We start from the raw sequence: 24,037 nt of genomic DNA, 5'->3' as shown, positions 1-24,037 counted from the left end.
CAGGCCATGCTGATCGTGCACCTCGCCGCCGCGCAGGCGCCGCTGCACTGGCAACTCTTCGCCCCCGGCGAGCCGCACCACGAGGCCAGCGGCCGGTGGCCAACTGACGACGCCAGCCCTTTCCCGGCGCTGGCTGAGCAGTACCCGGCCTGGGTGCTGATCCCGGCCAGCGACTGCGCGTTTCACTCGCTCACCCTACCGGCGGGCCTGCGTAAACCGCCGCTGCAGGTGGCCCCGTTTCTGCTGGAAGAGCAGCTGGCAGACGATGTGGAAGCCACCCATTTTGCTCTGCTCCACCGCCAGCAGGCCCAGTGCGAGATCGTCGCCGTACAGCGGCAAAAAAATGCGCGACTGGCTGGCGCGCTGCGAATCGCTCTCCTTACAGCCCCTGGCGTTGACGCCCGACGTGCTGGCCCTGCCCTGGCAACCGCCGGCGTGGAGCGCGGTGCAGGTGGACGAGCAGTGGCTGATCCGCCACCAGCCGTGGGGCGGCATGGCGGCGGAAAACGTCTGGCTGACGGAGCTGCTGCAGAGCGAGGCGGAAGAGCACGTCATCGACAGCTATTCGCCGCCGCCCGCGGCGCCGGGCGTCTGGCGGGAGCAGCCTGCGCAGACATTGCTGACCCTTGCCGCACGCCATCCGGCAGCGCAGAAACTCAGTCTGCTGCAGGGGGAGTTCGCCGTCCGGCGGCGGTCTGCGCAGGCGAGCTGGCGTCCGGCGCGGTATGCCGCGCTGGCTCTGGCGTTACTGGCAGGGGCAAACAGCGTGCTGGACCATCGCGATCTGGCGCGTCAGGCCGAGGCGGCGCAACAGGCCAGCCGGGCCTTCTATCACCGCTGGTTTCCGACGGAGAAAAAGGTGATTAACCCACGACTGCAGATGCAGCAGCACCTGCAAACCCTCACCCGTCAGGCGCAGCATGCCCCCCTCGTCGACCGCCTCAGCGCCTTGCAAAACATCCTCAGCGAAACGCCGGGGATCCGTCTGCGAGCGCTGAGCTGGGATGCCGCGGGCAATCGTCTGCAGCTGGATATCGCCGCGGTCTCTTCCCGGGCGCTGGAGCAGTTTACCCAGCGGGCGCAGCCGCGGTTTCGCGTCCGGCCGGGCGACATGATCACGAAACCGGATGGCATTGAGGGACAACTGACGCTGGAGGAAAACGATGGCTAATCTGCTTATCTGGTGGCGGCAGCGCACGCCGTCGGAGCAGCGCCTGTTGCTTGGTCTGACAGGGCTGCTGGCGGCATGCGCCTTCTGGTATGGGCTGTGGCAGCCCTGGCGAGCCCGCGAGGCGCAGTGGCGGCAAACCCTGGTGAAAGAGCAGGCCAGCCTGCGCTGGATGACGGAGCAGGCTCCGCGCCTGCAGCAGCTCAGCCAGCAGCCCGCGCCGGCGGCAAAAGAGGCGCTCACCGCGCTGGTGATGCGCGAGGCGGCGAGCCACGGACTGACGGTCGTCCGCCTGCAGCCGCAGGGAAAACGTCTGCAGATCACCCTTCAGCCCTGCGCTTTCCAGGCGCTGATCGACTGGCTGGACGCTCCGGCGATGCGCGGCGTCAACGCGATCTCGCTGTCCGTGACCGGGCAGCCGTCGCGGCCCGGCTGGGTCACGGTCAACCATCTGCTGCTGGAGCGCGACGATGAAGGCTAACTGGATCGCGGGCGGACTGCTGCTGGTCCTCTATCTGTTGTGGCTCACCGCCACCGCTCCGGCGCGCCTGTTGGCCCCCATGCTGCCGCCCGGCGTACAGGTGGGGCAGTTTAGCGGCAGCGTCTGGCGCGGCGCGGCGCAACCGGTCTACTGGCATGGGGAACGGCTTGAACGACTGGCGTGGTCGCTGACCCTGGCGGGCTGGCAGGTCTCTCTCAGCGATCCCCGCGGCGTGATGGGTCAGGCCCGGCTGTGGGGCCTTCGCGATCTGCGCCTACAGGAGGGGCGGCTCACCGCCCCCGCCAGCCTGCTCAGCCGCTGGTTGATGTCGACTATGCCCGTCAAGGCCGCGGGGGAGGTCACCTTCAGCCTGACCGAAGGGCGGTTCAGCGACGGACGCTGCCGGCAAATCATCGCCGGAGGCGCGCAGTGGCGGCAGGCCCGACTGCACTCCCCGGCCGGCAGCCTGGAGCTGGCCCAGGTTAATGGCACCTTCCGCTGTACGGTGGACGGCGCCGTGGCGCTGACTCTCCGTCAGGACTCTCATCAGCTGAGCCTCAGCGGCCAGGGGACTCTGTCGCCCGATGGCCGCTATCTGTTTCGCGGCACGCTACAGCCCCGGCAGGGGATGCCGCCGCTGCTGGCGCTGCTGGTCACGCGCCAGACAGCGAATAACGCCCCGGGCCCGACGCCGTGGCAGCTGCAGGGAAAATGGTTACCACAGGAGCAAAAATGACGACACTAGCCGCGTTATCGCTGCACTTTCCCTTTGTCTGGTATGGCTTTCTGCTGCTGTTCGGCCTGGCGCTGGGCAGCTTTTACAATGTGGTGATCTATCGTCTGCCGCGCATGTTGACCCAGACCGCGGACGACGAGCGGATAACCCTCAGCACCCCGGGCTCTTCCTGCCCGCAGTGCCGCCAGCCGATCGCCTGGCGGGACAATATCCCGCTGCTCAGTTTCCTCTGGCTGGGCCGGCGCGCCCGCTGCTGTCAGGCGCCCATCGCGTGGAGCTATCCGCTGACCGAGCTGGCCACCGGCCTGCTGTTTATCCTCGCCGGAGCTTTGCTAGCGCCGGGCCTGCCGCTGGCGGGCGGCCTGGTGCTGCTCTCGTTCCTGCTGATACTGGCGAGGATTGACGCCCGGACCCAGCTGCTGCCCGATCGCCTGACTCTGCCCCTGCTGTGGGCCGGGCTGCTGTTCAATCTTAACGAGGTGTACATTGCCCTGCCGGATGCGGTCGCCGGGGCGATGGCCGGTTATCTGGCGCTGTGGTCGGTCTACTGGCTGTTCCGCCTGCTGACCGGGAAAGAGGCGCTGGGCTATGGCGATTTTAAGCTGCTGGCGGCGCTGGGCGCCTGGTGCGGCTGGCAGGTTCTGCCGCAGGTGCTGTTGCTCGCTTCGGCCAGCGGGCTGGTGTGGACCCTGCTGCAACGCCTGTGGACCCGGCAGTCGCTGCAGCAGCCGCTGGCCTTCGGCCCCTGGCTGGCGCTGGCCGGCGGGGGTATTTTTCTCTGGCAGCAGATGGTCTAGCGTTTGCGAACCGACTGGCCGGGCAGGATGCCGCCCGGCAGCGGCGGCTACGAGTATTTTTTGCTGCGGCGGGTCGGGGCGGCGTTGGCCGGATCGTCCGGCCAGACGTGCTTCGGATAGCGTCCCTTCATCTCTTTCTGCACCTCGCGGTAGCTCCCTTGCCAGAAGGCGCTCAGATCGCGGGTGATCTGCAGCGGACGCTGGGCAGGCGACAGCAGCTCCAGCACCAGCGGCACCCGTCCCTCGGCGATCACCGGCGTCGTGGCCTCGCCGAACATCTCCTGCATACGCACCGCCAGCGCTGGCGGGTTCTCCGCATGGTATCGGATCGCCAGGCGGCTGCCGGTCGGCACGGTATAGTGCGTCGGCAGCTCACGATCCAGCTTCTGGCGCAGCGGCCATGGCAGCCAGTCCTGTAGCGCCTGACGCAGATCCAGCGCCTTCAGCGCCCGCAGGGAATGAACGCCGTTCATCTGCGGCAGCAGCCATGTCTCCAGCGAGGCCAGCAGCGAAGCGTCATCCACTGCGGGCCATGCCTCTTCCGGCAGCCACTGCGCCGCACAGTGCAGCCGCAGGCGCAGCTGCTCAGCCTCTGGCGTCCAGTTGAGCACCCCGAGGCCTTTCTCACGAATACCGTTGAGCATCGCCTGATGCAGCTCTGCCTCAGAGGGCTTCGCCAGCGGCTGGGTCTTGATCACCAACTGGCCGATCACCGTCCGCCGCCAGGCTTTCAGCGTCCCCTGCGCTTCATCCCACTCCACCGTGTCGGAACTTTTCGCCAGTTCAGGGCGGGCGGCGATCAGCTCGCCGATTTCCACTGGCAGAGCCAACAGCATGCGGGCATCCGGCGAAGCGCTGCCCTGCAGCAGCAGCGGAGCGATAAGCCATTCATGACGGCCCAGCGCGTCGTCGGCGTCCAGCATCGCGCCCATGCCGTTCGCCAGCTGGTAGCGCCCCTCCTGACCGCGGCGGCGGGCGATGCGATCGGCGAAGGCCGACGCCAGCAGCCCCGCCATTAGCCCGGCATCGGGCTGGCCGCCGCGGCGGGCCAGGCGCTTCATCAGCTGCTGCGATCGCTGCTGCCAGTTGGCCTGCTGACGGGAAAAGACGGCCCCCAAATCCACCAGTCCGCCGCGCGGCGGCTCCTCGAGGATCGCCGCCAGCTTTGCCGCTGTCACCGCCTCGTCATCGGTCTGCGCGGCGGCCAGCATCGCCGCCAGCCGCGGCTCGTTGCCAAGCGCTGCCATTTTGCGGCCAAACGCCGACAGCCGCTCGCCGTCCAGCGCCGACAGCGCCTCCAGCAGGCGACGCGCGGCGGCCAGATTGACCGCGGGCGGCTGATCCAGCCAGGCCAGCGCGGCCGGATCGTGGCAGCCCCACTGCAGCAGCTCCAGCAACAGCGCCGACAGATCGCTGTGCAGGATCTCCGGCTCGCTCTGCGCCGCCGCCCGTTCCGCCTGTTCTTTGCCGAGCAAATGCAGGCAGATCCCCGGGGAGAGACGACCGGCGCGTCCGGCACGCTGCGTCATCGATGCCTGGCTGATGCGCTGCGTCACCAGCCGGGTCAGGCCGGTGCGCGGGTCAAAGCGGGCGACCCGCTCCTGGGCGCTGTCGACCACCAGGCGGATCCCCTCGATGGTCAAACTGGTCTCGGCAATATTGGTGGCCAGCACCACTTTGCGCTTCCCGGCCGGCGCCGGGAGGATCGCTTTGCGCTGTTCGCTTAAGGGCAACGCGCCATACAGCGGGCAGAGAATGACATCCTCCGCCACGCGCTCCGTCAGCTGTTCCTGAACGCGCTGGATCTCGCCGACGCCGGGCAGAAACAGCAGCATCGATCCCTGTTCATGCCGCAGGAGCTCCGCCGCCGCTACCGCCACCGCCTCATCAAAACGCTGGTGCGCGGAGAGCGGGCTGAAGCGACGCTCCACCGGATAAGCGCGCCCCTCCCGAGACCACCACCGGCGCCTCCGGCAGCAGACGCTGCAGGCGATCGTTATCGAGGGTCGCCGACATGATCAGCAGCTTGAGATCGTCACGTAACCCCTGCTGGACGTCGAGCAGCAGGGCCAGGGCCAGATCCGCCTGCAGGCTGCGCTCGTGAAACTCATCGAGGATCACCAGCCCCACGCCCGTCAGCTCCGGATCGCGCTGGATCATGCGCGTCAGGATCCCCTCCGTAACCACCTCCAGGCGGGTCTGCGGTCCGACGCAGGTTTCGGCGCGCATGCGGAAACCCACGGTCTCCCCCGGTTTTTCGCCAAGCAGTTCAGCCAGCCGCTGCGCGACATTACGCGCCGCCAGGCGCCTCGGCTCGAGCAGGATAATGCGTCCCGCGATGTTGCCCTCGGCGAGGATCTGCAGCGGCAGCCAGGTCGACTTCCCGGCGCCGGTCGGCGCGTTGAGCAAAACCTGCGGCGCATGCTGCAGGGCGGATAACAGTTCTGGAAGGACAGCGGCAACCGGCAATGAGGACACAAAAGGCTCCGGGGGTTAACATTCAGGGGTTCGCATTGTAGCATCCCCCTAATTCATTACCGAGTCTCTATCATGTCTGAGCCGAAAAGGCTGTTTTTTGCGCTTGAACTGCCGTCTGCCGTCCAGAAGCAAATTGTCCAGTGGCGGGCTACGCACTTCCCCGAAGATGCCGGCAGGCCCGTCGCGGCGGATAATCTTCATCTGACGCTGGCGTTTCTCGGCGAGGTGAGCGCGGAAAAACAGCGGGCGCTGGCCGCTCTCGCTGGTCGCCTGCGCCAGCCGGGCTTTACCCTGACGCTGGACGATGCCGGACAGTGGCTACGTTCGCGAGTGGTGTGGCTCGGAACCCGCCAGCCGCCGCGCGGCCTGCTGCAGCTCGCCAGCATGTTGCGCGCTCAGGCGGCGCGCAGCGGCTGCTATCAGAGCCCGCAGCCGTTTCACCCGCATATTACCCTGTGGCGCGATGCTCGCCAGGCGGTGCCGATCCCGGCCCCCGGCTTTCGCTGGACGTTTCCGGTGAACGAGTTCGTGCTCTATGAGTCCAGCTTTAGCCGTGGGCGCACGCGCTACACGGCGCTGGAACGTTATCCGTTTGATAAGGAAAGTTGATGCAGTTTGATCCGCCGTTGCAGCCCGCCATTTTGCTTAAACGTTACAAACGATTTCTTGCTGACGTGGTCACCCCCGATGGCCGCGAGCTGACGCTCCACTGCCCGAATACCGGGGCGATGACCGGCTGCGCCGCCCCGGGCGACACCGTCTGGTATTCCACCTCAGACAATGCGAAGCGCAAATATGCCCACACCTGGGAATTAACTGAAACCCAGCAGGGCGCAGTTATTTGCGTCAATACGCTGCGCGCGAATTCTTTGGCGAAAGAGGCGATTTCCGCCGGAATAATTCCTGAACTTTCAGGCTATAACCAGCTGAAAAGCGAAGTGAAATATGGCGAAGAGAATAGCCGTATCGATATTATGTTACAGGCAGATGACCGACAAAACTGCTATATTGAAGTGAAATCGGTTACGTTGGCGGAGAAAGAATACGGTTATTTTCCCGATGCGGTGACCACGCGCGGTCAGAAGCATCTGCGGGAACTGATGGCCGTCGCGGCAAATGGCGACCGCGCGGTGATTTTATTTGCCGTCCTGCATTCGGCAATTGACCGTTTTTCTCCCGCGCATCATATTGATGCCAGATACGCACAGCTGTTAACAGAAGCCCAGGACAAGGGGGTGGAAATTCTCGCCTGGAAAGCGGAACTTTCTACGACGAGGATGACTCTGAATAAGCCGATCGCCGTGGTGTTAAACCCCGGTAAATAAGTGGCTAAATAGTGTTCGGGTCGCAAGCGCGAATACGCTTTTCTTCACAGGGTTGTCAAGTGTAACGTTTAGATAATTGCTATCCGGAAAAGCATCTGCTATTTATAGCGGCCTGATTTTCCCCCACATGGGGATCGATAGTGCGTGTTAAGGAGAAGCAACATGCAAGAAGGGCAAAACCGTAAAACATCGTCCCTGAGTATTCTCGCCATCGCTGGGGTGGAGCCGTACCAAGAGAAACCGGGCGAAGAGTATATGAACGAAGCCCAGCTGGCGCACTTCAAGCGTATTCTTGAAGCATGGCGTAATCAACTCAGGGATGAAGTGGATCGCACCGTATCGCACATGCAGGATGAAGCAGCTAACTTCCCGGACCCGGTAGACCGTGCCGCCCAGGAAGAAGAGTTCAGCCTGGAACTGCGTAACCGCGACCGCGAACGTAAACTGATCAAAAAGATCGAGAAAACGCTGAAAAAAGTTGAAGACGAAGACTTCGGCTACTGCGAATCCTGCGGCGTGGAGATCGGCATTCGCCGTCTGGAAGCGCGTCCGACAGCGGATCTGTGCATTGACTGCAAAACCCTGGCGGAAATTCGCGAAAAACAGATGGCGGGCTAATCCCCTGCTGCCTCACTCTCTGGCGGGAGTCTCTCCCGCCTGGTTCTGTTGTCCGTACCATGACTGACTCACGCTATATAGGGCGCTTCGCCCCCTCCCCCTCCGGCGAACTCCACTTCGGCTCTCTGATCGCCGCGCTCGGCAGCTACCTGCAAGCCCGCGCGAACCAGGGTATCTGGCGTGTTCGTATTGAAGATATCGACCCGCCGCGCGAAGTCCCCGGCGCCGCCGATACCATCCTGCGCCAGCTTGACCACTACGGTCTGCACTGGGATGGCGACGTGCTGTGGCAGTCGCAACGGCACGAAGCCTACCGCGAGGCGCTGACGTGGCTGGGCGAGCAAGGGCTGAGCTATTACTGCACTTGCACCCGCGCGCGGATCCACGCCGTGGGCGGGATCTACGACGGCCACTGCCGCGACCTCGGGCTGGGGGCGGAAAACGCCGCGCTGCGCCTGCGCCAAACCCGTCCGGTGCTGCAGTTTAGCGACCGTCTGCGCGGCACGCTCATCGCCAATGAGCCGCTGGCGCGTGAGGATTTTATTATCCACCGTCGCGACGGGCTGTTCGCCTACAACCTGGCGGTGGTGGTCGACGACCACTTTCAGGGGATCACCGAGATTGTCCGCGGCGCAGACCTGATTGAGCCGACGGTGCGGCAGATTTCGCTGTATCAGCATTTTGGCTGGCAGGCGCCGGATTACCTCCATCTGCCGCTGGCTCTCAATGGCGACGGCAATAAACTCTCTAAACAAAACCACGCGCCGGCGCTGCCGGAAGGCGATCCGCGCCCCGAAATCGTCCGGGCGCTCCGCTTTCTGAATCAGGCGATCCCCGAGGAGTGGCAGGCCCTGAGCATCGATGATTTACTCGCCCAGGCCGTCGCCAACTGGCAGCCGGCGAAAATCGAGCATTCTCAAATGGCTCCCGCTGAGCTATGATTAGCCGCTATTTTTACACTGTACAGTTGATCTGAAGTCCGTCTGACACTACGAGGTGCACCATTTTTACCCGAGTCGCTAATTTTTGCCGTAAGGTGCTAAGCCGTGAGGAGCGCGAGGCAGAAGCCGCCGTCGAACCAACGCCTATGACGGTGATCCCGCGTGAGCAGCATGCTATTTCCCGCAAAGATATCAGTGAAAACGCCCTCAAGGTCATGTACCGCCTCAACAAGGCGGGCTACGAATCCTGGCTGGTCGGCGGCGGCGTCCGCGACCTGCTGCTTGGCAAAAAGCCAAAAGATTTTGACGTTACCACCAACGCCACGCCGGATCAGGTACGCAAGCTGTTCCGCAACTGCCGTCTGGTTGGGCGACGTTTCCGCCTGGCGCATGTGATGTTCGGGCCGGAAATCATTGAGGTCGCCACCTTCCGTGGCCATCACGAAGGGCATACCATCGATCGCGTCACCTCCCAGCGGGGCCAGAACGGCATGCTGCTGCGCGATAACATCTTCGGCTCGATCGAGGAGGATGCCCAGCGTCGCGACTTCACTATCAACAGCCTCTATTACAGCGTGGCGGACTTTACCGTTCGCGACTACGTCGGCGGCATGAAGGATCTGCAGGACGGCGTGATCCGCCTGATCGGCAATCCGGAAACCCGCTATCGCGAGGATCCAGTGCGCATGCTGCGCGCGGTGCGCTTTGCTGCCAAGCTCAATATGACCATCAGCCCGGAAACGGCTGAACCGCTGCCGCGCCTGGCCGCCCTGCTCCACGATGTGCCGCCGGCGCGTCTGTTCGAAGAAGTGCTCAAGCTGCTGCAGGCCGGGTATGGCTACCAGACCTACATGCTGCTGCGGGAATACAGCCTGTTCCAGCCGCTGTTCCCGACCATCACCCGCTACTTTACCGAGCGCGGCGACAGTCCGATGGAGCGGATCATCAGCCAGGTGCTGAAGAATACCGATACCCGCATTCATAACGATATGCGCGTCAATCCGGCCTTCCTCTTCGCGGTGATGTTCTGGTATCCGCTGCTGGAGACGGCGCAAAAAATCGCTCAGGAGAGCGGCCTGGCGTACTACGACGCCTTCGCCCTGGCGATGAACGATGTGCTGGACGAAGCCTGCCGTACGCTGGCGATCCCTAAGCGCATCACCACCCTTATTCGTGATATCTGGCAGCTGCAGCTGCGCATGTCCCGTCGTCAGGGCAAACGCGCCTGGAAGCTGATGGAGCATCCGAAATTCCGCGCCGCCTATGACCTGCTGGAGCTACGCGCCGGCGCCGAGAACAACCACGAACTGCAGCGCCTGACCAAATGGTGGGGCGAATTCCAGGTCGCCGCGCCGCCGGCGCAAAAAGATATGCTCAACGACCTCGGGGACGATCCGGCGCCGCGCCGTCGTCACCGTCGTCCGCGCAAGCGCGCGCCGCGCCAGGGTAGCGCATGACTCTGGTCTATATCGCTCTTGGCAGCAACCTTGCTTCTCCACTGGAGCAGGTACAGGCGGCTATCCGCGCCCTGGGCGAAATTCCGCACAGCCGCGTGGTCGCCGTCTCTTCGTTCTACCGCACGCCGCCGCTGGGCCCGCAGGATCAGCCGGACTATCTCAACGCCGCCGTTGCGCTGGAAACCGCCCTGCCCCCCGAGACGCTGCTCGATCATACTCAGCGCATCGAACGGCAGCAGGGGCGAGTGCGCAAAGCCGAACGCTGGGGGCCGCGCACGCTGGACCTCGATATCATGCTGTTTGGCGATGCTGTCATTAACAGCGAGCGCCTGACCGTTCCGCACTACGATATGAAAAACCGCGGCTTTATGCTCTGGCCGCTGTTCGAGATCGCCCCGGACCTTCACTTTCCTGACGGCCCGGCGCTGCGCGCCGTGCTGGATAATCTCGGCGCGGAAAAGCCCGCCAGCTGGTAATCCCCTCTTCCTTTTTTAGCATTTGCGGCGATCGTCGTAATCGGTTGCCCAAAATCATTGCCCCTCTGAATGCTGCTGTTAGAATGCCGGTTAATATGACTTTCATCATCAGGAAATGTTATGAAACCGACCACCATTGCCCTGCTGCAGAAATGCAAACAGGAAAAGAAGCGCTTTGCCACCATTACCGCCTACGATCACAGCTTCGCGAAGCTGTTCGCCGATGAAGGCATTAATGTGCTGCTGGTAGGCGACTCGCTGGGAATGACGGTGCAGGGTCACGACTCCACCCTGCCGGTTACCGTGGAAGATATCGCCTATCACACCCGCGCCGTCCGCCGCGGCGCGCCAAACAGCCTGCTGCTTGCCGACCTGCCGTTCATGGCCTATGCCACCCCCGAGCAGACCTTTGCAAATGCCGCCATCGTGATGCGCGCTGGCGCCAATATGGTCAAACTCGAGGGCGGCGCCTGGCTGGCCGACACCGTGAGGATGCTGGCGGAGCGCGCGGTGCCGGTTTGCGGCCATCTTGGCCTGACGCCGCAGTCGGTGAACGTATTCGGTGGGTATAAAGTGCAGGGTCGCGGCGATGCGGCGCAGACCCTGTTTGAAGACGCGTTAGCGCTGGAGGCGGCGGGTGCGCAGCTGTTGGTCCTGGAGTGCGTGCCGGTTGAACTGGCGAAGCGCATCACCGACGCTCTGACCATTCCAGTGATCGGCATCGGCGCGGGCAATGTCACCGACGGGCAAATCCTCGTGATGCATGACGCTTTCGGCATTACCGGCGGCCACATTCCTAAATTTGCCAAGAATTTCCTTGCCGAAGCGGGCGACATCCGCGCCGCGGTGCGGCAGTATATTGCCGAAGTCGAATCCGGAGTCTATCCGGGCGAAGAACACAGTTTCCATTAAGGAGTCTTGTTGTGCTGATTATTGAATCCGTACTGCTGCTGCGGCAGCATATCCGCCGTCTGCGTCAGGAAGGTAAGCGTATCGCGTTGGTCCCGACGATGGGCAACCTGCATGATGGTCATATGAAGCTGGTTGATGAAGCCAAAGCCAGTGCGGACGTGGTGGTGGTCAGTATTTTCGTCAATCCGATGCAGTTTGACCGCGTCGACGACCTGGCGCGCTACCCGCGCACCTTACAGGATGATTGCGAAAAGCTGAACAAACGTCATGTCGACTTTGTCTTCGCGCCGACGCCGGCGGAAGTGTACCCCCAGGGTACTGAAGGCCAGACCTACGTCGACGTTCCGGGATTATCCACCATGCTCGAAGGCGCCAGCCGCCCGGGCCATTTCCGCGGCGTGTCGACCATCGTCAGTAAGCTGTTCAACCTTGTTCAACCAGACGTCGCCTGCTTCGGCGAGAAAGACTTCCAGCAGTTGGCGCTGATCCGCAAGATGGTCGCCGACATGGGCTACGACATTGAGATCATCGGCGTGCCGATCGTCCGCGCGAAAGATGGCCTGGCGCTGAGTTCGCGTAACGGCTACCTGACCGCCGACCAGCGCAAAATCGCGCCTGGTCTGTATAAAGTGCTGAGCGCGGTGGCGGAAAAGCTGGCCGCCGGCGATCGGCAGCTCGATGAGATCATCGCTATCGCTGAACAGGAGCTGAATGAGAAAGGCTTCCGCGCCGACGACATTCAGATCCGCGATGCCGACACCCTGCTTGAGCTGACCGATGCCAGCCAGCGCGCGGTGATCCTGATGGCCGCCTGGCTGGGGCAGGCTCGCCTGATCGACAACCGGATCGTCACGCTCGCTCAGTAGACAGCGGGTAAAAATCGGGCAATACTGCCCGGGCTTTTCTCAGGGCGGGCGCCGTGTCCGCTCTGCTACATTAAGGTTGAAGGGTAGAAGTTATGATGCGTAATATGCTGCAGGGCAAGCTCCACCGCGTAAAAGTCACGCAGGCGGACCTGCACTATGAAGGTTCTTGCGCCATTGACCAGGACTTCCTGGATGCGGCCGGTATTCTGGAGAATGAAACTATTCACCTCTGGAACGTCACCAACGGCAACCGTTTCTCCACCTACGCCATTGCCGCCGAGCGGGGCTCCCGGATCATCTCCGTTAACGGCGCCGCCGCGCACTGCGCCAGCGTCGGCGATATTTTGATCATCGCAAGCTTCGTTACCATGTCGGACGAAGAGGCGCGCAGCTGGCAGCCTAACATCGCCTACTTCGAAGGCGACAACGAAATGAAGCGCCAGGCGAAAGCTATTCCGGTACAGGTCGCCTGATGGCCGCGACGCTGCGCTCAGGCGCAGCGTCGGTATTACCCCTGCGGCTGGTTACTGATCAGCCGCGACATCGTCTCCAGCGAATCCGTGCGTAAGATATATAACCGCTTTAACAGAAACGGATTGTCCCCCGGCTTCACCTTCCCACGCACCGTCGTTACCGCCATATGAAACCCGGCGTCATTCGCCGCCTGCACCGCCGTAGCGTTATAGCCGCCGAAGGGATAGGAAAGGTAGAGAACGTGCGGATTAAACTGGCTCAGCGCCCGGCGCGAGCGGGCGAAATCAAACAGAATATTATGGTAATTGCGACTGAATAAAATCGGCCGCCGGCCGGCGTCAACCCGATGCAGGAAGTGAGTATGCGACTGAATATCAAAGACGTCCTGGATCTGGCGTAGCTCGGAAATGCTCATAAACTGCAGGGATTTCGGATCCCACTTCTGCGGATGGCGCTTAATACGCGAGGAGATAATAAACGCGGTGGCATGGAAACCGTACTGTTTCAGCACCGGATAGGCGTAGCGGTTCACCGATTTCAAGCCATCATCGAAAGTGATCGCCACCGCCCGCGCCGGGAGATTGATTTTATTACGCACATAGCCTTCCAGCTGATACAGGGTCAGCGTGGTATAGCCCTGATCGCGCAGCCAGGTCATCTGATTCGTGAAGGCGCGAACCGAGGTGGTGGTCGACGTATGACGAAAACAGGTGTTCTCTTCATCGCGCAGAATATGGTGATAGGTCAGCACGGGAATACCGTGATCCTCCTGCGCGTCCAGACTACTGACCCACGCCAGCCGGTCGCCAATGCGGATCTGAAACCAGGTCTGATTGAGCCGGTCCTTCAGCTTGCTGAGGATCGGATAGCGCAGATTGTTGGCCAGCGTGCCGAACGGCGCGCTGCTTACCGAGGGAGCGTCATAGAGCGGTGTATCTTTCCAGGTGAGTAAATTTTGGTTACTCAGCGGTTTATTAAGATCCCCCAAACGGTCCTCCACCCGCTGCTTGCCCTGCACCGGCTCGAGATGCCCTTTATCAATAAACCCGGTGCCAAAGCCGAAACGAAACTCATAGTAGTCAGCCGCCGTCGGGACGACTGCGAGGATCTGCCCGGCACGAACATTGCCGACGCTGACCACATGGTTTCCCACCTGCGCCCAGATGACCGCGTCTTCGGTGGTTTGCATATAGCGCACAGCCTTGCCCTGCTGGCTAAGCAGGCTGGCGGAGGCGCTGAGTGAGGTCAGGAAAAGAAGCAGGGTCAAAAATCGGGCAAGCATACGCATCAAACCGTTATACCATCAACGGCGGTTATTGTAACAAAAGCGGTATCTGTCCCGCTGCTTAATTTCCCCAGGCATCATGGCGCAACCGGAACGGGGGGTTCTTCTGCTGCTGATGCCACAGGCTGCTCACCATCGGCCCGCCCGCGCTGACGATCGCCTGGCGAAACGCCACGCTGCTTAACGTGCCTCGCAGGAGATACATTCGCTCAAGGAGTGGATAGCTGACGCCGGAGATCACTTCGCAGTGGGTATGTTTGTGACTCATCAGCGCCGCGGCCCGATAAGGCGCCGCACCGGTTTTGTCAGTGAGAAAAATGACCCCGTCCCCGGAGTCGGTGGCATGCAGCGCATCGCACATCATCCGGCTCAACATATTGCTGCTGAGATTGCGCCAGTAATTGACCGCCCGGCACTGGGCCAGCGGACCAAACTTTTGTTCAAGACGATCCAGCATCTCCTGCGCCAGCTCATCGTGACAGGTAATGACCCATCCGAGCATGCTTCCCTCCTTAGCCAGCGAATAATGTAGCAAGGTGAAGATGACGTATCGGTGATGGGAGTCAAAGATAAGCGGTTAGCGCTTCGCATATTTACTTCAGGAAGCGCTAACCATGATGAGTATCAGCTACGCAGGCCGCGACCGCGCTGAATTAACGACCAGCACAGCAGATAGAAGGCGACAATGAACACCACCAGCACGGCGAAGGTGGTCGCCAGCGGGACGTCGTTGATACCGAGGAAGCCGAAGCGAAAACCGCTGATCATGTAGACGATGGGGTTCAGATGCGACAGCCCCTGCCAGAACGGCGGCAGCAGGGTCAGCGAGTAGAACACCCCGCCGAGATAGGTCAGCGGCGTCAGCACAAAGGTCGGGATCAGGCTAATGTCATCGAAGGTCTTGGCAAACACCGCGTTCAGCAGCCCGGCCAGCGAGAACAGCACCGCGGTGAGGAGCAGCGTCAGGGCGACAAACAGCCAGGAGTGAACCTGGAACGGCACAAAGAATAGCGACACCGCGGTCACCAGGATACCTACGCACAGTCCTCGCGCTACCCCGCCGCCCACGTAGCCGGCGATAATCACATGCGTCGGCACTGGCGCCACCAGCAGCTCTTCAATATTGCGCTGAAACTTGGCGCTGAAGAAGGATGAGGCGACGTTGGCGTAAGCGTTAGTGATCACCGCCATCATGATCAGGCCCGGGACGATAAACTGCATATAGGTAAAACCATGCATCTCACCAATGCGCGAGCCGATCAGGTTGCCAAAGATCACGAAATACAGGGTCATGGTGATCACCGGCGGCACCAGCGTCTGTACCCAGATGCGCATAAAACGGTGGATCTCTTTGGTCCAGATGCTTTTCAGCGCGACCCAATAAAGCTGCATCATGCTGATTCTCCTTTTCGCTCATGCACCAGCGTGACAAACAGCTCTTCCAGACGGTTAGCTTTGTTACGCATACTCAGTACCTGCACCCCCTGGGCGCTCAGCTGCGCGAAGACGCTGTTAATTCCCTGCTCACGCAGAACCTCCACTTCCAGCGTCGAGGTATCGACCAGCTGGTACTGGTAGCCTTCGAGCTTCGGCACCGGGCTTTTTGGCGCGAGGTCAAGAATAAAGGTCTCTGACTTCAGCTTCGACAGCAGCGCTTTCATCGAGGTGTTTTCCACCAGCTCGCCGTGCTGGATGATGCCGATGTTGCGACATAGCATTTCGGCCTCTTCGAGATAGTGGGTGGTCAGGATAATGGTGGTTCCGCGATCGTTGAGATCCTTGAGAAAGCCCCACATCGAGCGACGCAGTTCAATATCGACGCCGGCGGTCGGTTCGTCGAGGATCAGCAGCTTCGGCTCATGCATCAACGCGCGGGCGATCATCAGACGGCGCTTCATCCCGCCGGAGAGCATTCTCGCGCGTTCGTTGCGTTTTTCCCACAGGTCGAGCTGTTTTAAATACTTTTCACTGCGGGAAAGGGCTTCTTTACGCTCAACGCCGTAGTAGCCCGCCTGGTTAACGACGATCTGCTGCACGGTTTCGAACGGGTTGAAGTTAAACTCCTGCGGCACCAGGCCAAGCTGGCGCTTGGCATTGACGACGTCTTTCTCCAGATCGTAGCCAAAGACATTGACCTGACCAGAGGTTTTGTTCACCAGCGAGCTGATGATGCCGATGGTCGTGGATTTTCCGGCCCCGTTCGGGCCCAGCAGGGCATAAAAATCCCCCGCTTCGACCTGCAGGTCGATCCCCCGCAGCGCCTGAACCCCGCCGGGATAGGTTTTTTTGAGCTGTTTTAATTCCAGAGCAATGGTCATTAAATATCTCTTCTCGTGTCGTGACACGTCATTAACCCGCCTGACTCACGTTTGCGCTGGACCGGCGCTGACGCCGCCAACGCATCTGCAGCCTGAAGTATCACGGGTTAAGATGGTTTTAAAAAAGGTGAGCTTACCCTATATTAGCGCAACGCACTTACTTGGTTACAGGCCGATAACGTCCATGAATGATATAGATACACTCATCAGCAACAATGCACTATGGTCAAAAATGCTGGTGGAAGAGGACCCCGGCTTTTTTGAGAAACTGTCGCAGACGCAGAAACCGCGCTTCCTGTGGATTGGCTGTTCGGACAGCCGCGTTCCCGCTGAGCGACTCACCGGCCTGGAGCCTGGCGAACTGTTCGTGCATCGTAACGTAGCGAACCTGGTGATCCACACCGATCTCAATTGTCTGTCGGTGGTGCAGTATGCCGTCGATGTCCTGGAAGTCGAGCACATTATTATCTGCGGCCACTACGGCTGCGGCGGCGTGCAGGCGGCGGTGGAGAACCCGGAGCTGGGGCTTATCGACAACTGGCTGCTGCATATCCGCGATATCTGGTTTAAGCACAGCTCGCTGCTCGGTGAAATGCCAGAGGAGCGCCGTCTGGATACCCTTTGTGAACTGAACGTGATGGAACAGGTGTACAATCTGGGACATTCGACGATTATGCAATCCGCGTGGAAGCGCGGACAGAAGGTGACCATCCACGGCTGGGCTTACGGGATTCACGACGGACTGCTGCGCGATCTGGATGTCACCGCTGTGAGCAGGGAAACCCTCGAACAGCGCTATCGCCACGGGATCTCCAACCTCAAGATCAAGCACATCAACCACAGATAGCCTTCAGACTTCGCCACCCTGGAGAGCGCGGCGCGCGCTGTCCAGAGTGGGATATCCCCTTACTCGTCCAGCAGGGTGACTTTGCCGATATACGGCAGATGGCGGTAGCGCTGAGCATAGTCGATACCGTAGCCCACCACGAACTCATCCGGAATCGCGAAACCGACGTATTCAACCGGGACGTTCACTTCGCGGCGGCTGGGTTTATCAAGTAGCGTACAAATGGCCAGCGATTTCGGCTCGCGCAGGCTGAGGATTTCGCGAACTTTAGACAGGGTATTGCCGGAGTCGATGATGTCTTCCACGATCAGAACGTCTTTACCACGGATGTCTTCATCCAGATCTTTAAGGATTTTCACATCACGAGTGGTGGACATGCCGCTGCCGTAGCTGGAGGCGGTCATAAAATCGACTTCATGCGGCACCTGCACTTCACGGCACAGGTCGGCCATGAACATAAACGAGCCGCGCAGCAGCCCCACCAGCACCATTTCGCTGCCGCTGTTCTGATAATGTTCGTTGATTTGACGACCCAGTTCCGCGATACGCGCTTTGATCTCGGATTCCGGGATCATCACTTCTACAGTATGTTTCATAATACTAACCATTTGATTCTAAATATAAATCATCAAAGCCGCTGCTTTCGCCCCGACGATGACCGGCAAGCCATCCAGTATACCAGCAAAAAGAAATCTTCGGTGCAGGGATTAATAAAGCCATATTTGTGATTCCGATCACACTTGTTAAATCCTATAATTAATTGCAGTTAAAAAATTTAACAAACACATGAGTAACTTTTTATGGCTGAAACAAAGTCTCAACAATCAAGGCTCCTGGTGACGCTGACTGCGCTATTTGCAGCGTTCTGCGGCCTCTATCTATTAATCGGCGGGGCATGGCTGGTCGTGCTTGGCGGCTCCTGGTACTACCCTATCGCCGGGCTGGTGATGCTGGGCGTGACCGTAATGCTGTTCCGCGGCAAGCGCGCTGCGCTGTGGCTGTACGCCGCGCTGCTGCTGGCGACCATGATCTGGGGCGTCTGGGAGGTTGGTTTCGACTTCTGGGCGTTGACGCCGCGTAGCGATATCCTCGTCTTCTTTGGCATCTGGCTGATCCTGCCCTTTGTCTGGCGTCGTCTGCCGGTGCCTTCCGCTGGCGCCGTTGGCGCGCTGGTCGTCGCCCTGCTGATCAGCGGCGGCATGCTGACCTGGGCTGGTTTTAACGACCCGCAGGAAGTCAACGGCACCCTGAGCGCCGACGTTACGCCGGCCGCACCGATTTCCACCGTCGCCGACGGCGACTGGCCGGCCTATGGCCGTAACCAGGAAGGCCAGCGCTTCTCCCCGCTGAAGCAGATTAACGCCGATAACGTGAAGAACCTGAAGGAAGCCTGGGTGTTCCGCACCGGCGACCTGAAACAGCCGAACGATCCGGGTGAAATCACTAACGAAGTGACGCCGATTAAAGTCGGCGATACGCTCTTCCTGTGTACCGCTCACCAGCGCCTGTTTGCGCTGGACGCCGCCACCGGTAAAGAGAAGTGGCATTTTGACCCGCAGCTGAACGCCGATCCGTCGTTCCAGCACGTCACCTGCCGCGGTGTTTCTTATCACGAAGCGAAAGCGGATAACGCCCCTGCCGACGTCGTCGCCGACTGTCCGCGCCGCATTATCCTGCCGGTGAACGATGGTCGCCTGTTCGCGGTAAACGCCGACAACGGTAAGCTGTGCGAAACCTTTGCTAATAAAGGTATTCTCAATCTGCAGACCAACATGCCGGTCACCACGCCGGGCATGTATGAACCCACTTCACCGCCGATCATCACCGATAAAACCATCGTGATTGCCGGCGCGGTCACCGATAACTTCTCTACCCGCGAGCCGTCAGGCGTGATCCGCGGCTTTGATGTGAATACCGGTAAACTGCTGTGGGCCTTCGATCCTGGTGCGAAAGATCCGAACGCCATCCCGAGCGATGAACATCACTTCACGCTCAACTCGCCGAACTCATGGGCGCCTGCCGCCTACGACGCTAAGCTGGATCTGGTCTATCTGCCGATGGGCGTGACCACTCCGGACATCTGGGGCGGCAACCGTACGCCGGAGCAAGAGCGTTATGCCAGCTCGATTGTGGCACTGAACGCCACCACTGGTAAGCTGGCCTGGAGCTATCAGACCGTCCATCACGATCTGTGGGATATGGACATGCCTTCCCAGCCGACGCTGGCTGATATTGAGGTCAACGGCAAAACCGTACCGGTCATCTATGCCCCGGCGAAAACCGGCAACATCTTCGTGCTGGATCGTCGTAACGGCGAGCTGGTGGTCCCGGCGCCTGAAAAACCGGTTCCGCAGGGCGCTGCCAAAGGTGATTACGTTACCAAAACCCAGCCCTTCTCCGATCTGAGCTTCCGTCCGAAGAAAGATCTGACCGGCGCGGACATGTGGGGCGCCACTATGTTCGACCAGTTGGTGTGCCGCGTGATCTTCCACCAGCTGCGCTATGAAGGTATCTTCACCCCGCCGTCTGAGCAGGGCACGCTGGTGTTCCCGGGTAACCTGGGGATGTTTGAATGGGGCGGTATCTCCGTCGATCCGAACCGTCAGGTGGCTATCGCCAACCCGATGGCGCTGCCTTTCGTCTCAAAACTGATCCCGCGCGGGCCAGGCAATCCGATGGAGCCGCCGAAAGATGCGAAAGGCTCTGGTACCGAGTCCGGCGTGCAGCCGCAGTACGGCGTCCCGTACGGCGTAACGCTGAACCCGTTCCTGTCGCCGTTCGGCCTGCCGTGCAAACAGCCGGCCTGGGGGTATATCTCCGCCCTGGATCTGAAAACCAACGAAGTGGTATGGAAAAAACGTATCGGTACTCCGCAGGACAGCCTGCCGTTCCCGATGCCGGTTAAACTGCCGTTTACCATGGGGATGCCGATGCTGGGCGGTCCGATTTCCACGGCCGGTAACGTCCTGTTCATCGGCGCGACTGCAGATAACTACCTGCGCGCGTACAATATGAGCAACGGCGAGAAGCTGTGGGAAGCCCGTCTGCCAGCCGGCGGTCAGGCGACTCCGATGACCTACGAAGTGAATGGCAAACAGTATGTTGTCATCTCTGCCGGCGGTCACGGCTCGTTCGGTACCAAAATGGGCGATTATATTGTCGCCTATGCGCTCCCGGATGACGCCAAATAAAACGCAAAACGGCAACGAAAGTTGCCGTTTTTTTTTGGTGTTCCGTCCTTCTTCCCGTAGGGGATGGCAGCAGGTCGCAGAGACTTAAACCGTGAACCCCAACATCATCCCGGTGTCTTCATGTTCCAGCAGGTGGCAGTGTGCCATATAGGCAAACTCCTTCGGCGCCGGATGATCAAACTTCACTAATACTTCACTCACGTCCCCTTCCACACGAACGGTGTCTTTCCAGCCGCGACGATGCGCCGCTGGCGGCTTGCCGTTTTCGCTGAGGATACGGAACTGGGTGCCGTGGATATGGAACGGATGCAACATCATGTCGCCCTTACCAGAAATCACCCAGCGCTCATACTGGCCTCTGGCGGCGGCAAACATCGGCTCATTCATGTCGAAGGCTTTGCCGTTGATGCGGTTGGCGTTATGGAAATCAAAGCCCTTGCCTGACGACATGCCATGCTCCATGCCGGATCCGTGGTTCATGCTCATGTCGCCGTGATGCATATTCCCCATGTCGCTCATGTCGCCATGCCCCATCATGCCGTGATCCATTCCGGCCATCGCCTGGTCGCCATACTTCTCCATCAGCGCCTGCATGCCCATCCGGTCGAGCATCGGATCCATAGACAGCTGGAGCTGACGCTGCGTCAGCCCCGTCAGGGACGGTAACGCCGGGAGAGCGGCCAGAGTATCCAGCAGCTTGCCGGAGGCGGGAATGACCAGCGGCTGGACGCGCAGTACCGGCTGTGGTTTATCAAAAGGCGCAATCGCCATGCCCATCTGGCTCACCGGCAGAGTCACCAGATCGAAAGGTTTACCGTCGCTGGTGTCCACCAGCACCTCAAAGCGTTCCCCCATCAAGACCGGCAATTCATCGACCTTGACCGGCTCGGCCAACAGACCGCCATCGCTGGCCACCACGTACAGCGGGCGCTTATCGCTGGTGGCAAAATTGAGGGAACGGGCATTACAGCCGTTCAGCAAGCGCAGGCGCAGCCAGCCGCGCGGCGCGGCATGTTCGGGATAGAGGGCCCCATTGGTCAGTAGCGTATCGCCAAACCAGCCGACGGCGGCGCTCATCACATCCAGCTGATAGTCGATCTCGCCGGCGGCGGTGAACTTCTTATCCTGGACGATCACCGGCACATCATCGATTCCCCACTGCTTAGGCAGCAGCAGGCGCCCGCTCTCTTCATCCTCGATCAGCACCAGGCCGGCCAGGCCCATCGCCACCTGCCGGCCGGTGCTTCCATGCTGATGCGGATGAAACCAGCAGGTCGCCGCCCGCTGCGTTGGCGTGAAGCTTACCGTGCGGGTGGCACCCGGCGCGATAACCCCCTGTGGCCCCCCGTCGACCTCGCCCGGTACCTCCAGACCATGCCAGTGCAGCGTGGTCTCTTCCGCCAGCTGGTTAGTAATATCCACCGTGACGGTTTTCCCCTGCGTCAACTGCAGCGCAGGGCCCAGCAGCGACCCGTTGTAGCCCCAGGTAGTGGCATTCAGGGCGCCAAACCGCGTTTTGCCCGCCTGGATCCTGAGCGCGATGCGGTTGCGCGCATCGGCGGCTAACAGCGACGGTATCGGCAGAGCCGGGCGACTGGCGGCAAAGACCGCCCGGCTCCATAACGGCAATGCGCTGGCCATGCCGACCGCGGCGGTCAGTTTGAGGAAGTCTCGACGTTGCATATTCACATCCTTTTATTCTGCGGGCGAATATTTGAGCTTAAACCCTACCGTAACGGGAAGGTCAAGCAGAAGAGTAAGAATAAAGATCGGCGCTGTGTAAAGAAGTATGCTAATTTGAAGCGTCGGTGATCTAATGGTAGAAAAAATGAAGACGCTTTTCAGAACAATGGTACTCGGCAGCCTACTTGCTCTCTCCGCCAACAGCTACGCGCTCAGCGAATCCGAAGCGGAAGATATGGCTGATTTAACCGCGGTTTTTGTGTTTCTGAAAAACGACTGTGGCTACCAGAACCTGCCCAACACGCAGATCCGGCGCGCGCTGGTGTTCTTTGCCCAACAGAACCAGTGGGACCTGAGCAACTATGACAGCTACAACATGAAAGCGCTTGGCGAAGACAGCTATCGCGATCTTAGCGGCATTAACATTCCGACGGCGAAAAAATGTAAAGCGCTGGCCCGCGATTCGCTCAGCCTGCTGGCTTACGTTAAATAATTCCCTGCGCGGGCGGCAACGCTCCGCGCCTTTAGCATTTCAATTTCCCCCTTTAAATATTTATATTTATTATTGTATATAAACAAACCTTATTTAATTGCGAACCTATCAATTTGCCAAATAAAGTAAACTCATAATAATGAAGAATGACTAAAAAACTAATAAAATATCATTATTCATATATTGCAAAATAAAAAGCACCCTTCTAGAATCCGGTAAAAATATACCTACTTCATGGACTGAAATTGTGAATATCTCGCTGACTCTTCGTGTTATCCCACTCGCCGCGCTGTTAGTAGCCGGCTGTAGCAATACCTCTTCCCGCCAGCCGGTTAAACCGATCGCCACGCCGCTGACGTCACAGCAGCAGGCAGAGCAGGAGCGGGCGGCCAGCGAACAAGCGCGCATTGAATCCTGTCGCCAGGCGTTGGATTCGCTAAAAGAGGTTAACCCACAGCAAGCCACTAAACTCAGCAATGACTTTAACGCTTTAGTGCGCGCGGCGTCACAATACAATAGCGTGCGCGAGAAAGTAGCGGATCCTACCCGGCTTGGCATTGACTCCATGTATCAGTTTAAATCCATCAAACTGTGCGCCGATATCCAGAAAACGCTGATCGATAGCCTGGTACAGCGTGGTGAAAGCAAACAGCCATGAACAGAGCCGCCACGCTGACCCTCAACGCGCCCCTGCTGATGCTCGTCGCTGCGCTGGCGCTTTCAACCCCCTTCACCGCCGGCGCCGCGCCGGCCTTTCTTGATTACGCCCAACAGCAAACCCAGCAATCTCAGGCGCAAGAAAAAAACGATGCCGCAAGCGCAAAACAAACACAAGAAAGCCGCCAGAGCGCAGATAATAAAAAAACCGGTACCAACACCTCACAATTACAAAAAAGAATCACCAGCCAGCAGGCGGCGATTGCACAAAAAGATAAGCTTATACAGCAATTAAAAAACAGCTTGCCGCTACGCCGCAAACGGATACTGCCGGAGCGAATGAGCAAGCGGCGTTGAATAAGAGAATTAATGAATTACAGGTCGCCTTAAGCGCCGCTACTGCAGAAAAAGAGGCATTAATAAAAAAGCAGGCGTTGTGCAGAATAATAATCTACAGCAAAGCCAGGCCGCGGCGCGTCAGCAGATCCAGCAATTAACGACGCAGATTCAGCAAGCCGAAGCTGAAAATAAACGCCTCAGCGCCAGCTTTACCACGCTTAATAAAGATAAACACGCGCTAATGACCCAACTGGCCGCTGCGGAAAAAGAGAAACAGGCCGCTCTTGAGCAGGTCAAAGCGCTTAACGCTGAAAAACAGCCGCTGACGACCCGGCTGGCCGCCGCGGAAAAAGAGAAACAGGCCGTCCTCGAGCAGGTTAAGGCCCTTAACGCCGATAAACAGTCGCTGACTATTCGCCTCGCCGCTGCGGAGAAGGCGCAGCAGGCCGCTCTTGACCAGGCTAAAGCGCTTAACGCTGACAAAACAGCCGCTGA

At 59.8% G+C, this 24,037-nt stretch carries 24 protein-coding genes and 3 pseudogenes; 19 read left to right on the top strand and 8 right to left on the bottom strand.

Going from position 1 to position 24,037, the window contains the following annotated elements; translation table 11 throughout:
- The 4 genes and pseudogenes from gspL to HMPREF1024_RS07005 all read left to right on the top strand — a co-directional run.
- Positions 1 to 1,171, top strand: a pseudogene (gene gspL / locus HMPREF1024_RS0127150) (type II secretion system protein GspL); the annotation flags it as partial.
- Positions 1,164 to 1,649, top strand: a complete 486-nt coding sequence (locus tag HMPREF1024_RS06995) for a type II secretion system protein M (protein ID WP_004145896.1) — start codon at positions 1,164 to 1,166, stop codon at positions 1,647 to 1,649. The pseudogene gspL and the gene HMPREF1024_RS06995, both read left to right, overlap by 8 nt.
- Positions 1,639 to 2,385 carry a type II secretion system protein N gene (locus HMPREF1024_RS07000; protein WP_009309263.1) on the top strand — a complete coding sequence of 249 codons (747 nt, stop codon included), beginning with the start codon at positions 1,639 to 1,641 and terminating at the stop codon, positions 2,383 to 2,385. Before HMPREF1024_RS06995 ends, HMPREF1024_RS07000 begins: the two co-directional genes overlap by 11 nt.
- Positions 2,382 to 3,182: an A24 family peptidase gene (locus HMPREF1024_RS07005; RefSeq protein WP_004145898.1), complete on the top strand. Its 801-nt coding sequence runs from the start codon at positions 2,382 to 2,384 to the stop codon at positions 3,180 to 3,182. Before HMPREF1024_RS07000 ends, HMPREF1024_RS07005 begins: the two co-directional genes overlap by 4 nt.
- Before the next feature lie 47 nt (positions 3,183 to 3,229).
- Here the strand turns inward: HMPREF1024_RS07005 and hrpB are convergent.
- Positions 3,230 to 5,660: pseudogene (gene hrpB, locus HMPREF1024_RS0127145) on the bottom strand (ATP-dependent helicase HrpB).
- 72 nt (positions 5,661 to 5,732) lie between these two features.
- Here hrpB and thpR point away from each other — a divergent pair.
- The 9 genes from thpR (at position 5,733) to panD (ending at position 12,728) form a co-directional block, all read left to right on the top strand.
- A complete protein-coding gene (thpR, locus tag HMPREF1024_RS07010) occupies positions 5,733 to 6,269 on the top strand; it encodes an RNA 2',3'-cyclic phosphodiesterase (RefSeq protein ID WP_004177389.1) in 537 nt (178 codons plus the stop codon).
- Complete coding sequence (sfsA, locus tag HMPREF1024_RS07015) at positions 6,269 to 6,985, top strand: DNA/RNA nuclease SfsA (RefSeq protein ID WP_002888848.1); 717 nt, start codon at positions 6,269 to 6,271, stop codon at positions 6,983 to 6,985. Before thpR ends, sfsA begins: the two co-directional genes overlap by 1 nt.
- 162 nt (positions 6,986 to 7,147) lie before the next feature.
- Entirely contained in the window at positions 7,148 to 7,603 is a 456-nt protein-coding gene (dksA, locus tag HMPREF1024_RS07020) for an RNA polymerase-binding protein DksA (protein WP_002888845.1), read from the top strand.
- A gap of 59 nt (positions 7,604 to 7,662) precedes the next feature.
- Entirely contained in the window at positions 7,663 to 8,544 is an 882-nt protein-coding gene (gene gluQRS / locus HMPREF1024_RS07025; protein ID WP_004145903.1) for a tRNA glutamyl-Q(34) synthetase GluQRS, read from the top strand.
- Positions 8,545 to 8,606: 62 nt separating this feature from the next.
- The gene (gene pcnB / locus HMPREF1024_RS07030) at positions 8,607 to 10,001 is read left to right on the top strand and encodes a polynucleotide adenylyltransferase PcnB (RefSeq protein ID WP_071986581.1); all 1,395 of its coding nucleotides are present in this window, start codon (positions 8,607 to 8,609) and stop codon (positions 9,999 to 10,001) included.
- Positions 9,998 to 10,477 carry a 2-amino-4-hydroxy-6-hydroxymethyldihydropteridine diphosphokinase gene (gene folK, locus HMPREF1024_RS07035; protein WP_009309259.1) on the top strand — a complete coding sequence of 160 codons (480 nt, stop codon included), beginning with the start codon at positions 9,998 to 10,000 and terminating at the stop codon, positions 10,475 to 10,477. Before pcnB ends, folK begins: the two co-directional genes overlap by 4 nt.
- A 120-nt stretch (positions 10,478 to 10,597) precedes the next feature.
- Entirely contained in the window at positions 10,598 to 11,389 is a 792-nt protein-coding gene (gene panB / locus HMPREF1024_RS07040; protein ID WP_002888841.1) for a 3-methyl-2-oxobutanoate hydroxymethyltransferase, read from the top strand.
- A gap of 11 nt (positions 11,390 to 11,400) precedes the next feature.
- Positions 11,401 to 12,255 carry a pantoate--beta-alanine ligase gene (gene panC, locus HMPREF1024_RS07045; RefSeq protein ID WP_002888835.1) on the top strand — a complete coding sequence of 285 codons (855 nt, stop codon included), beginning with the start codon at positions 11,401 to 11,403 and terminating at the stop codon, positions 12,253 to 12,255.
- Between the two features lie 92 nt (positions 12,256 to 12,347).
- On the top strand, positions 12,348 to 12,728 hold the full coding sequence (gene panD / locus HMPREF1024_RS07050) for an aspartate 1-decarboxylase (protein ID WP_002888834.1): 381 nt from the start codon (positions 12,348 to 12,350) through the stop codon (positions 12,726 to 12,728).
- Between the two features lie 35 nt (positions 12,729 to 12,763).
- Here panD and HMPREF1024_RS07055 read toward each other — a convergent pair whose 3' ends face one another.
- From HMPREF1024_RS07055 to HMPREF1024_RS07070, 4 genes are all read right to left on the bottom strand, one after another.
- The gene (locus HMPREF1024_RS07055) at positions 12,764 to 14,017 is read right to left on the bottom strand and encodes a polysaccharide deacetylase family protein (protein ID WP_009309258.1); all 1,254 of its coding nucleotides are present in this window, start codon (positions 14,015 to 14,017) and stop codon (positions 12,764 to 12,766) included.
- A gap of 58 nt (positions 14,018 to 14,075) precedes the next feature.
- Entirely contained in the window at positions 14,076 to 14,516 is a 441-nt protein-coding gene (locus HMPREF1024_RS07060) for a PTS sugar transporter subunit IIA (protein WP_004177394.1), read from the bottom strand.
- 122 nt (positions 14,517 to 14,638) lie between these two features.
- A complete protein-coding gene (locus HMPREF1024_RS07065; RefSeq protein WP_002888827.1) occupies positions 14,639 to 15,409 on the bottom strand; it encodes an ABC transporter permease in 771 nt (256 codons plus the stop codon).
- Complete coding sequence (locus HMPREF1024_RS07070) at positions 15,406 to 16,332, bottom strand: ABC transporter ATP-binding protein (RefSeq protein WP_002888823.1); 927 nt, start codon at positions 16,330 to 16,332, stop codon at positions 15,406 to 15,408. Before HMPREF1024_RS07070 ends, HMPREF1024_RS07065 begins: the two co-directional genes overlap by 4 nt.
- 184 nt (positions 16,333 to 16,516) lie before the next feature.
- Between HMPREF1024_RS07070 and can the strand changes: the two genes are divergently transcribed.
- Complete coding sequence (gene can, locus HMPREF1024_RS07075) at positions 16,517 to 17,179, top strand: carbonate dehydratase (RefSeq protein WP_002888821.1); 663 nt, start codon at positions 16,517 to 16,519, stop codon at positions 17,177 to 17,179.
- A gap of 59 nt (positions 17,180 to 17,238) precedes the next feature.
- Here the strand turns inward: can and hpt are convergent, their stop codons facing one another.
- Together hpt and HMPREF1024_RS31405 are read right to left on the bottom strand one after the other, a co-directional pair.
- A complete protein-coding gene (gene hpt, locus HMPREF1024_RS07080) occupies positions 17,239 to 17,775 on the bottom strand; it encodes a hypoxanthine phosphoribosyltransferase (protein ID WP_002888819.1) in 537 nt (178 codons plus the stop codon).
- A 4-nt stretch (positions 17,776 to 17,779) separates the two neighbouring features.
- On the bottom strand, positions 17,780 to 17,899 hold the full coding sequence (locus HMPREF1024_RS31405) for a hypothetical protein (protein ID WP_012542835.1): 120 nt from the start codon (positions 17,897 to 17,899) through the stop codon (positions 17,780 to 17,782).
- An 80-nt stretch (positions 17,900 to 17,979) separates the two neighbouring features.
- Here HMPREF1024_RS31405 and HMPREF1024_RS07085 point away from each other — a divergent pair, with 80 nt between their 5' ends.
- Entirely contained in the window at positions 17,980 to 20,370 is a 2,391-nt protein-coding gene (locus tag HMPREF1024_RS07085) for a glucose/quinate/shikimate family membrane-bound PQQ-dependent dehydrogenase (protein WP_004177396.1), read from the top strand.
- Positions 20,371 to 20,454: 84 nt separating this feature from the next.
- On the opposite strand, the gene cueO is transcribed toward HMPREF1024_RS07085, so the two are convergent.
- Complete coding sequence (gene cueO, locus HMPREF1024_RS07090; protein ID WP_004177397.1) at positions 20,455 to 22,053, bottom strand: multicopper oxidase CueO; 1,599 nt, start codon at positions 22,051 to 22,053, stop codon at positions 20,455 to 20,457.
- Between the two features lie 145 nt (positions 22,054 to 22,198).
- Here cueO and HMPREF1024_RS07095 point away from each other — a divergent pair, with 145 nt between their 5' ends.
- The 4 genes and pseudogenes from HMPREF1024_RS07095 to HMPREF1024_RS30770 form a co-directional block, all read left to right on the top strand.
- Entirely contained in the window at positions 22,199 to 22,546 is a 348-nt protein-coding gene (locus tag HMPREF1024_RS07095; RefSeq protein WP_002888808.1) for a YacC family pilotin-like protein, read from the top strand.
- 247 nt (positions 22,547 to 22,793) lie between these two features.
- Positions 22,794 to 23,204 carry a hypothetical protein gene (locus tag HMPREF1024_RS07100; RefSeq protein ID WP_004145917.1) on the top strand — a complete coding sequence of 137 codons (411 nt, stop codon included), beginning with the start codon at positions 22,794 to 22,796 and terminating at the stop codon, positions 23,202 to 23,204.
- The gene (locus tag HMPREF1024_RS30775) at positions 23,201 to 23,560 is read left to right on the top strand and encodes a hypothetical protein (protein ID WP_009309257.1); all 360 of its coding nucleotides are present in this window, start codon (positions 23,201 to 23,203) and stop codon (positions 23,558 to 23,560) included. Before HMPREF1024_RS07100 ends, HMPREF1024_RS30775 begins: the two co-directional genes overlap by 4 nt.
- A 223-nt stretch (positions 23,561 to 23,783) precedes the next feature.
- Positions 23,784 to 24,037 (top strand): annotated as a pseudogene (locus HMPREF1024_RS30770) (peptidylprolyl isomerase); the annotation flags it as partial.

The sequence above is a fragment of the Klebsiella sp. 4_1_44FAA genome, assembly GCF_000238715.1.
GTDB classification, from domain to species: Bacteria; Pseudomonadota; Gammaproteobacteria; order Enterobacterales; family Enterobacteriaceae; genus Klebsiella; species Klebsiella pneumoniae.
Note: the sequence above shows the minus strand (reverse complement) of the source record. Positions and strands in the feature narration are given on the sequence as shown.

Coding starts and splice junctions, on each gene's coding strand:
- HMPREF1024_RS06995 (WP_004145896.1), top strand. CDS start 1,164: ATGGCTAATCTGCTTATCTGGTGGCGGCAGCGCACGCCGTCGGAGCAG.
- HMPREF1024_RS07000 (WP_009309263.1), top strand. CDS start 1,639: ATGAAGGCTAACTGGATCGCGGGCGGACTGCTGCTGGTCCTCTATCTG.
- HMPREF1024_RS07005 (WP_004145898.1), top strand. CDS start 2,382: ATGACGACACTAGCCGCGTTATCGCTGCACTTTCCCTTTGTCTGGTAT.
- thpR (WP_004177389.1), top strand. CDS start 5,733: ATGTCTGAGCCGAAAAGGCTGTTTTTTGCGCTTGAACTGCCGTCTGCC.
- sfsA (WP_002888848.1), top strand. CDS start 6,269: ATGCAGTTTGATCCGCCGTTGCAGCCCGCCATTTTGCTTAAACGTTAC.
- dksA (WP_002888845.1), top strand. CDS start 7,148: ATGCAAGAAGGGCAAAACCGTAAAACATCGTCCCTGAGTATTCTCGCC.
- gluQRS (WP_004145903.1), top strand. CDS start 7,663: ATGACTGACTCACGCTATATAGGGCGCTTCGCCCCCTCCCCCTCCGGC.
- folK (WP_009309259.1), top strand. CDS start 9,998: ATGACTCTGGTCTATATCGCTCTTGGCAGCAACCTTGCTTCTCCACTG.
- panB (WP_002888841.1), top strand. CDS start 10,598: ATGAAACCGACCACCATTGCCCTGCTGCAGAAATGCAAACAGGAAAAG.
- panD (WP_002888834.1), top strand. CDS start 12,348: ATGATGCGTAATATGCTGCAGGGCAAGCTCCACCGCGTAAAAGTCACG.
- HMPREF1024_RS07055 (WP_009309258.1), bottom strand. CDS start 14,017: ATGCGTATGCTTGCCCGATTTTTGACCCTGCTTCTTTTCCTGACCTCA.
- HMPREF1024_RS07060 (WP_004177394.1), bottom strand. CDS start 14,516: ATGCTCGGATGGGTCATTACCTGTCACGATGAGCTGGCGCAGGAGATG.
- HMPREF1024_RS07065 (WP_002888827.1), bottom strand. CDS start 15,409: ATGATGCAGCTTTATTGGGTCGCGCTGAAAAGCATCTGGACCAAAGAG.
- HMPREF1024_RS07070 (WP_002888823.1), bottom strand. CDS start 16,332: ATGACCATTGCTCTGGAATTAAAACAGCTCAAAAAAACCTATCCCGGC.
- can (WP_002888821.1), top strand. CDS start 16,517: ATGAATGATATAGATACACTCATCAGCAACAATGCACTATGGTCAAAA.
- hpt (WP_002888819.1), bottom strand. CDS start 17,775: ATGAAACATACTGTAGAAGTGATGATCCCGGAATCCGAGATCAAAGCG.
- HMPREF1024_RS31405 (WP_012542835.1), bottom strand. CDS start 17,899: ATGGCTTTATTAATCCCTGCACCGAAGATTTCTTTTTGCTGGTATACT.
- HMPREF1024_RS07085 (WP_004177396.1), top strand. CDS start 17,980: ATGGCTGAAACAAAGTCTCAACAATCAAGGCTCCTGGTGACGCTGACT.
- cueO (WP_004177397.1), bottom strand. CDS start 22,053: ATGCAACGTCGAGACTTCCTCAAACTGACCGCCGCGGTCGGCATGGCC.
- HMPREF1024_RS07095 (WP_002888808.1), top strand. CDS start 22,199: ATGAAGACGCTTTTCAGAACAATGGTACTCGGCAGCCTACTTGCTCTC.
- HMPREF1024_RS30775 (WP_009309257.1), top strand. CDS start 23,201: ATGAACAGAGCCGCCACGCTGACCCTCAACGCGCCCCTGCTGATGCTC.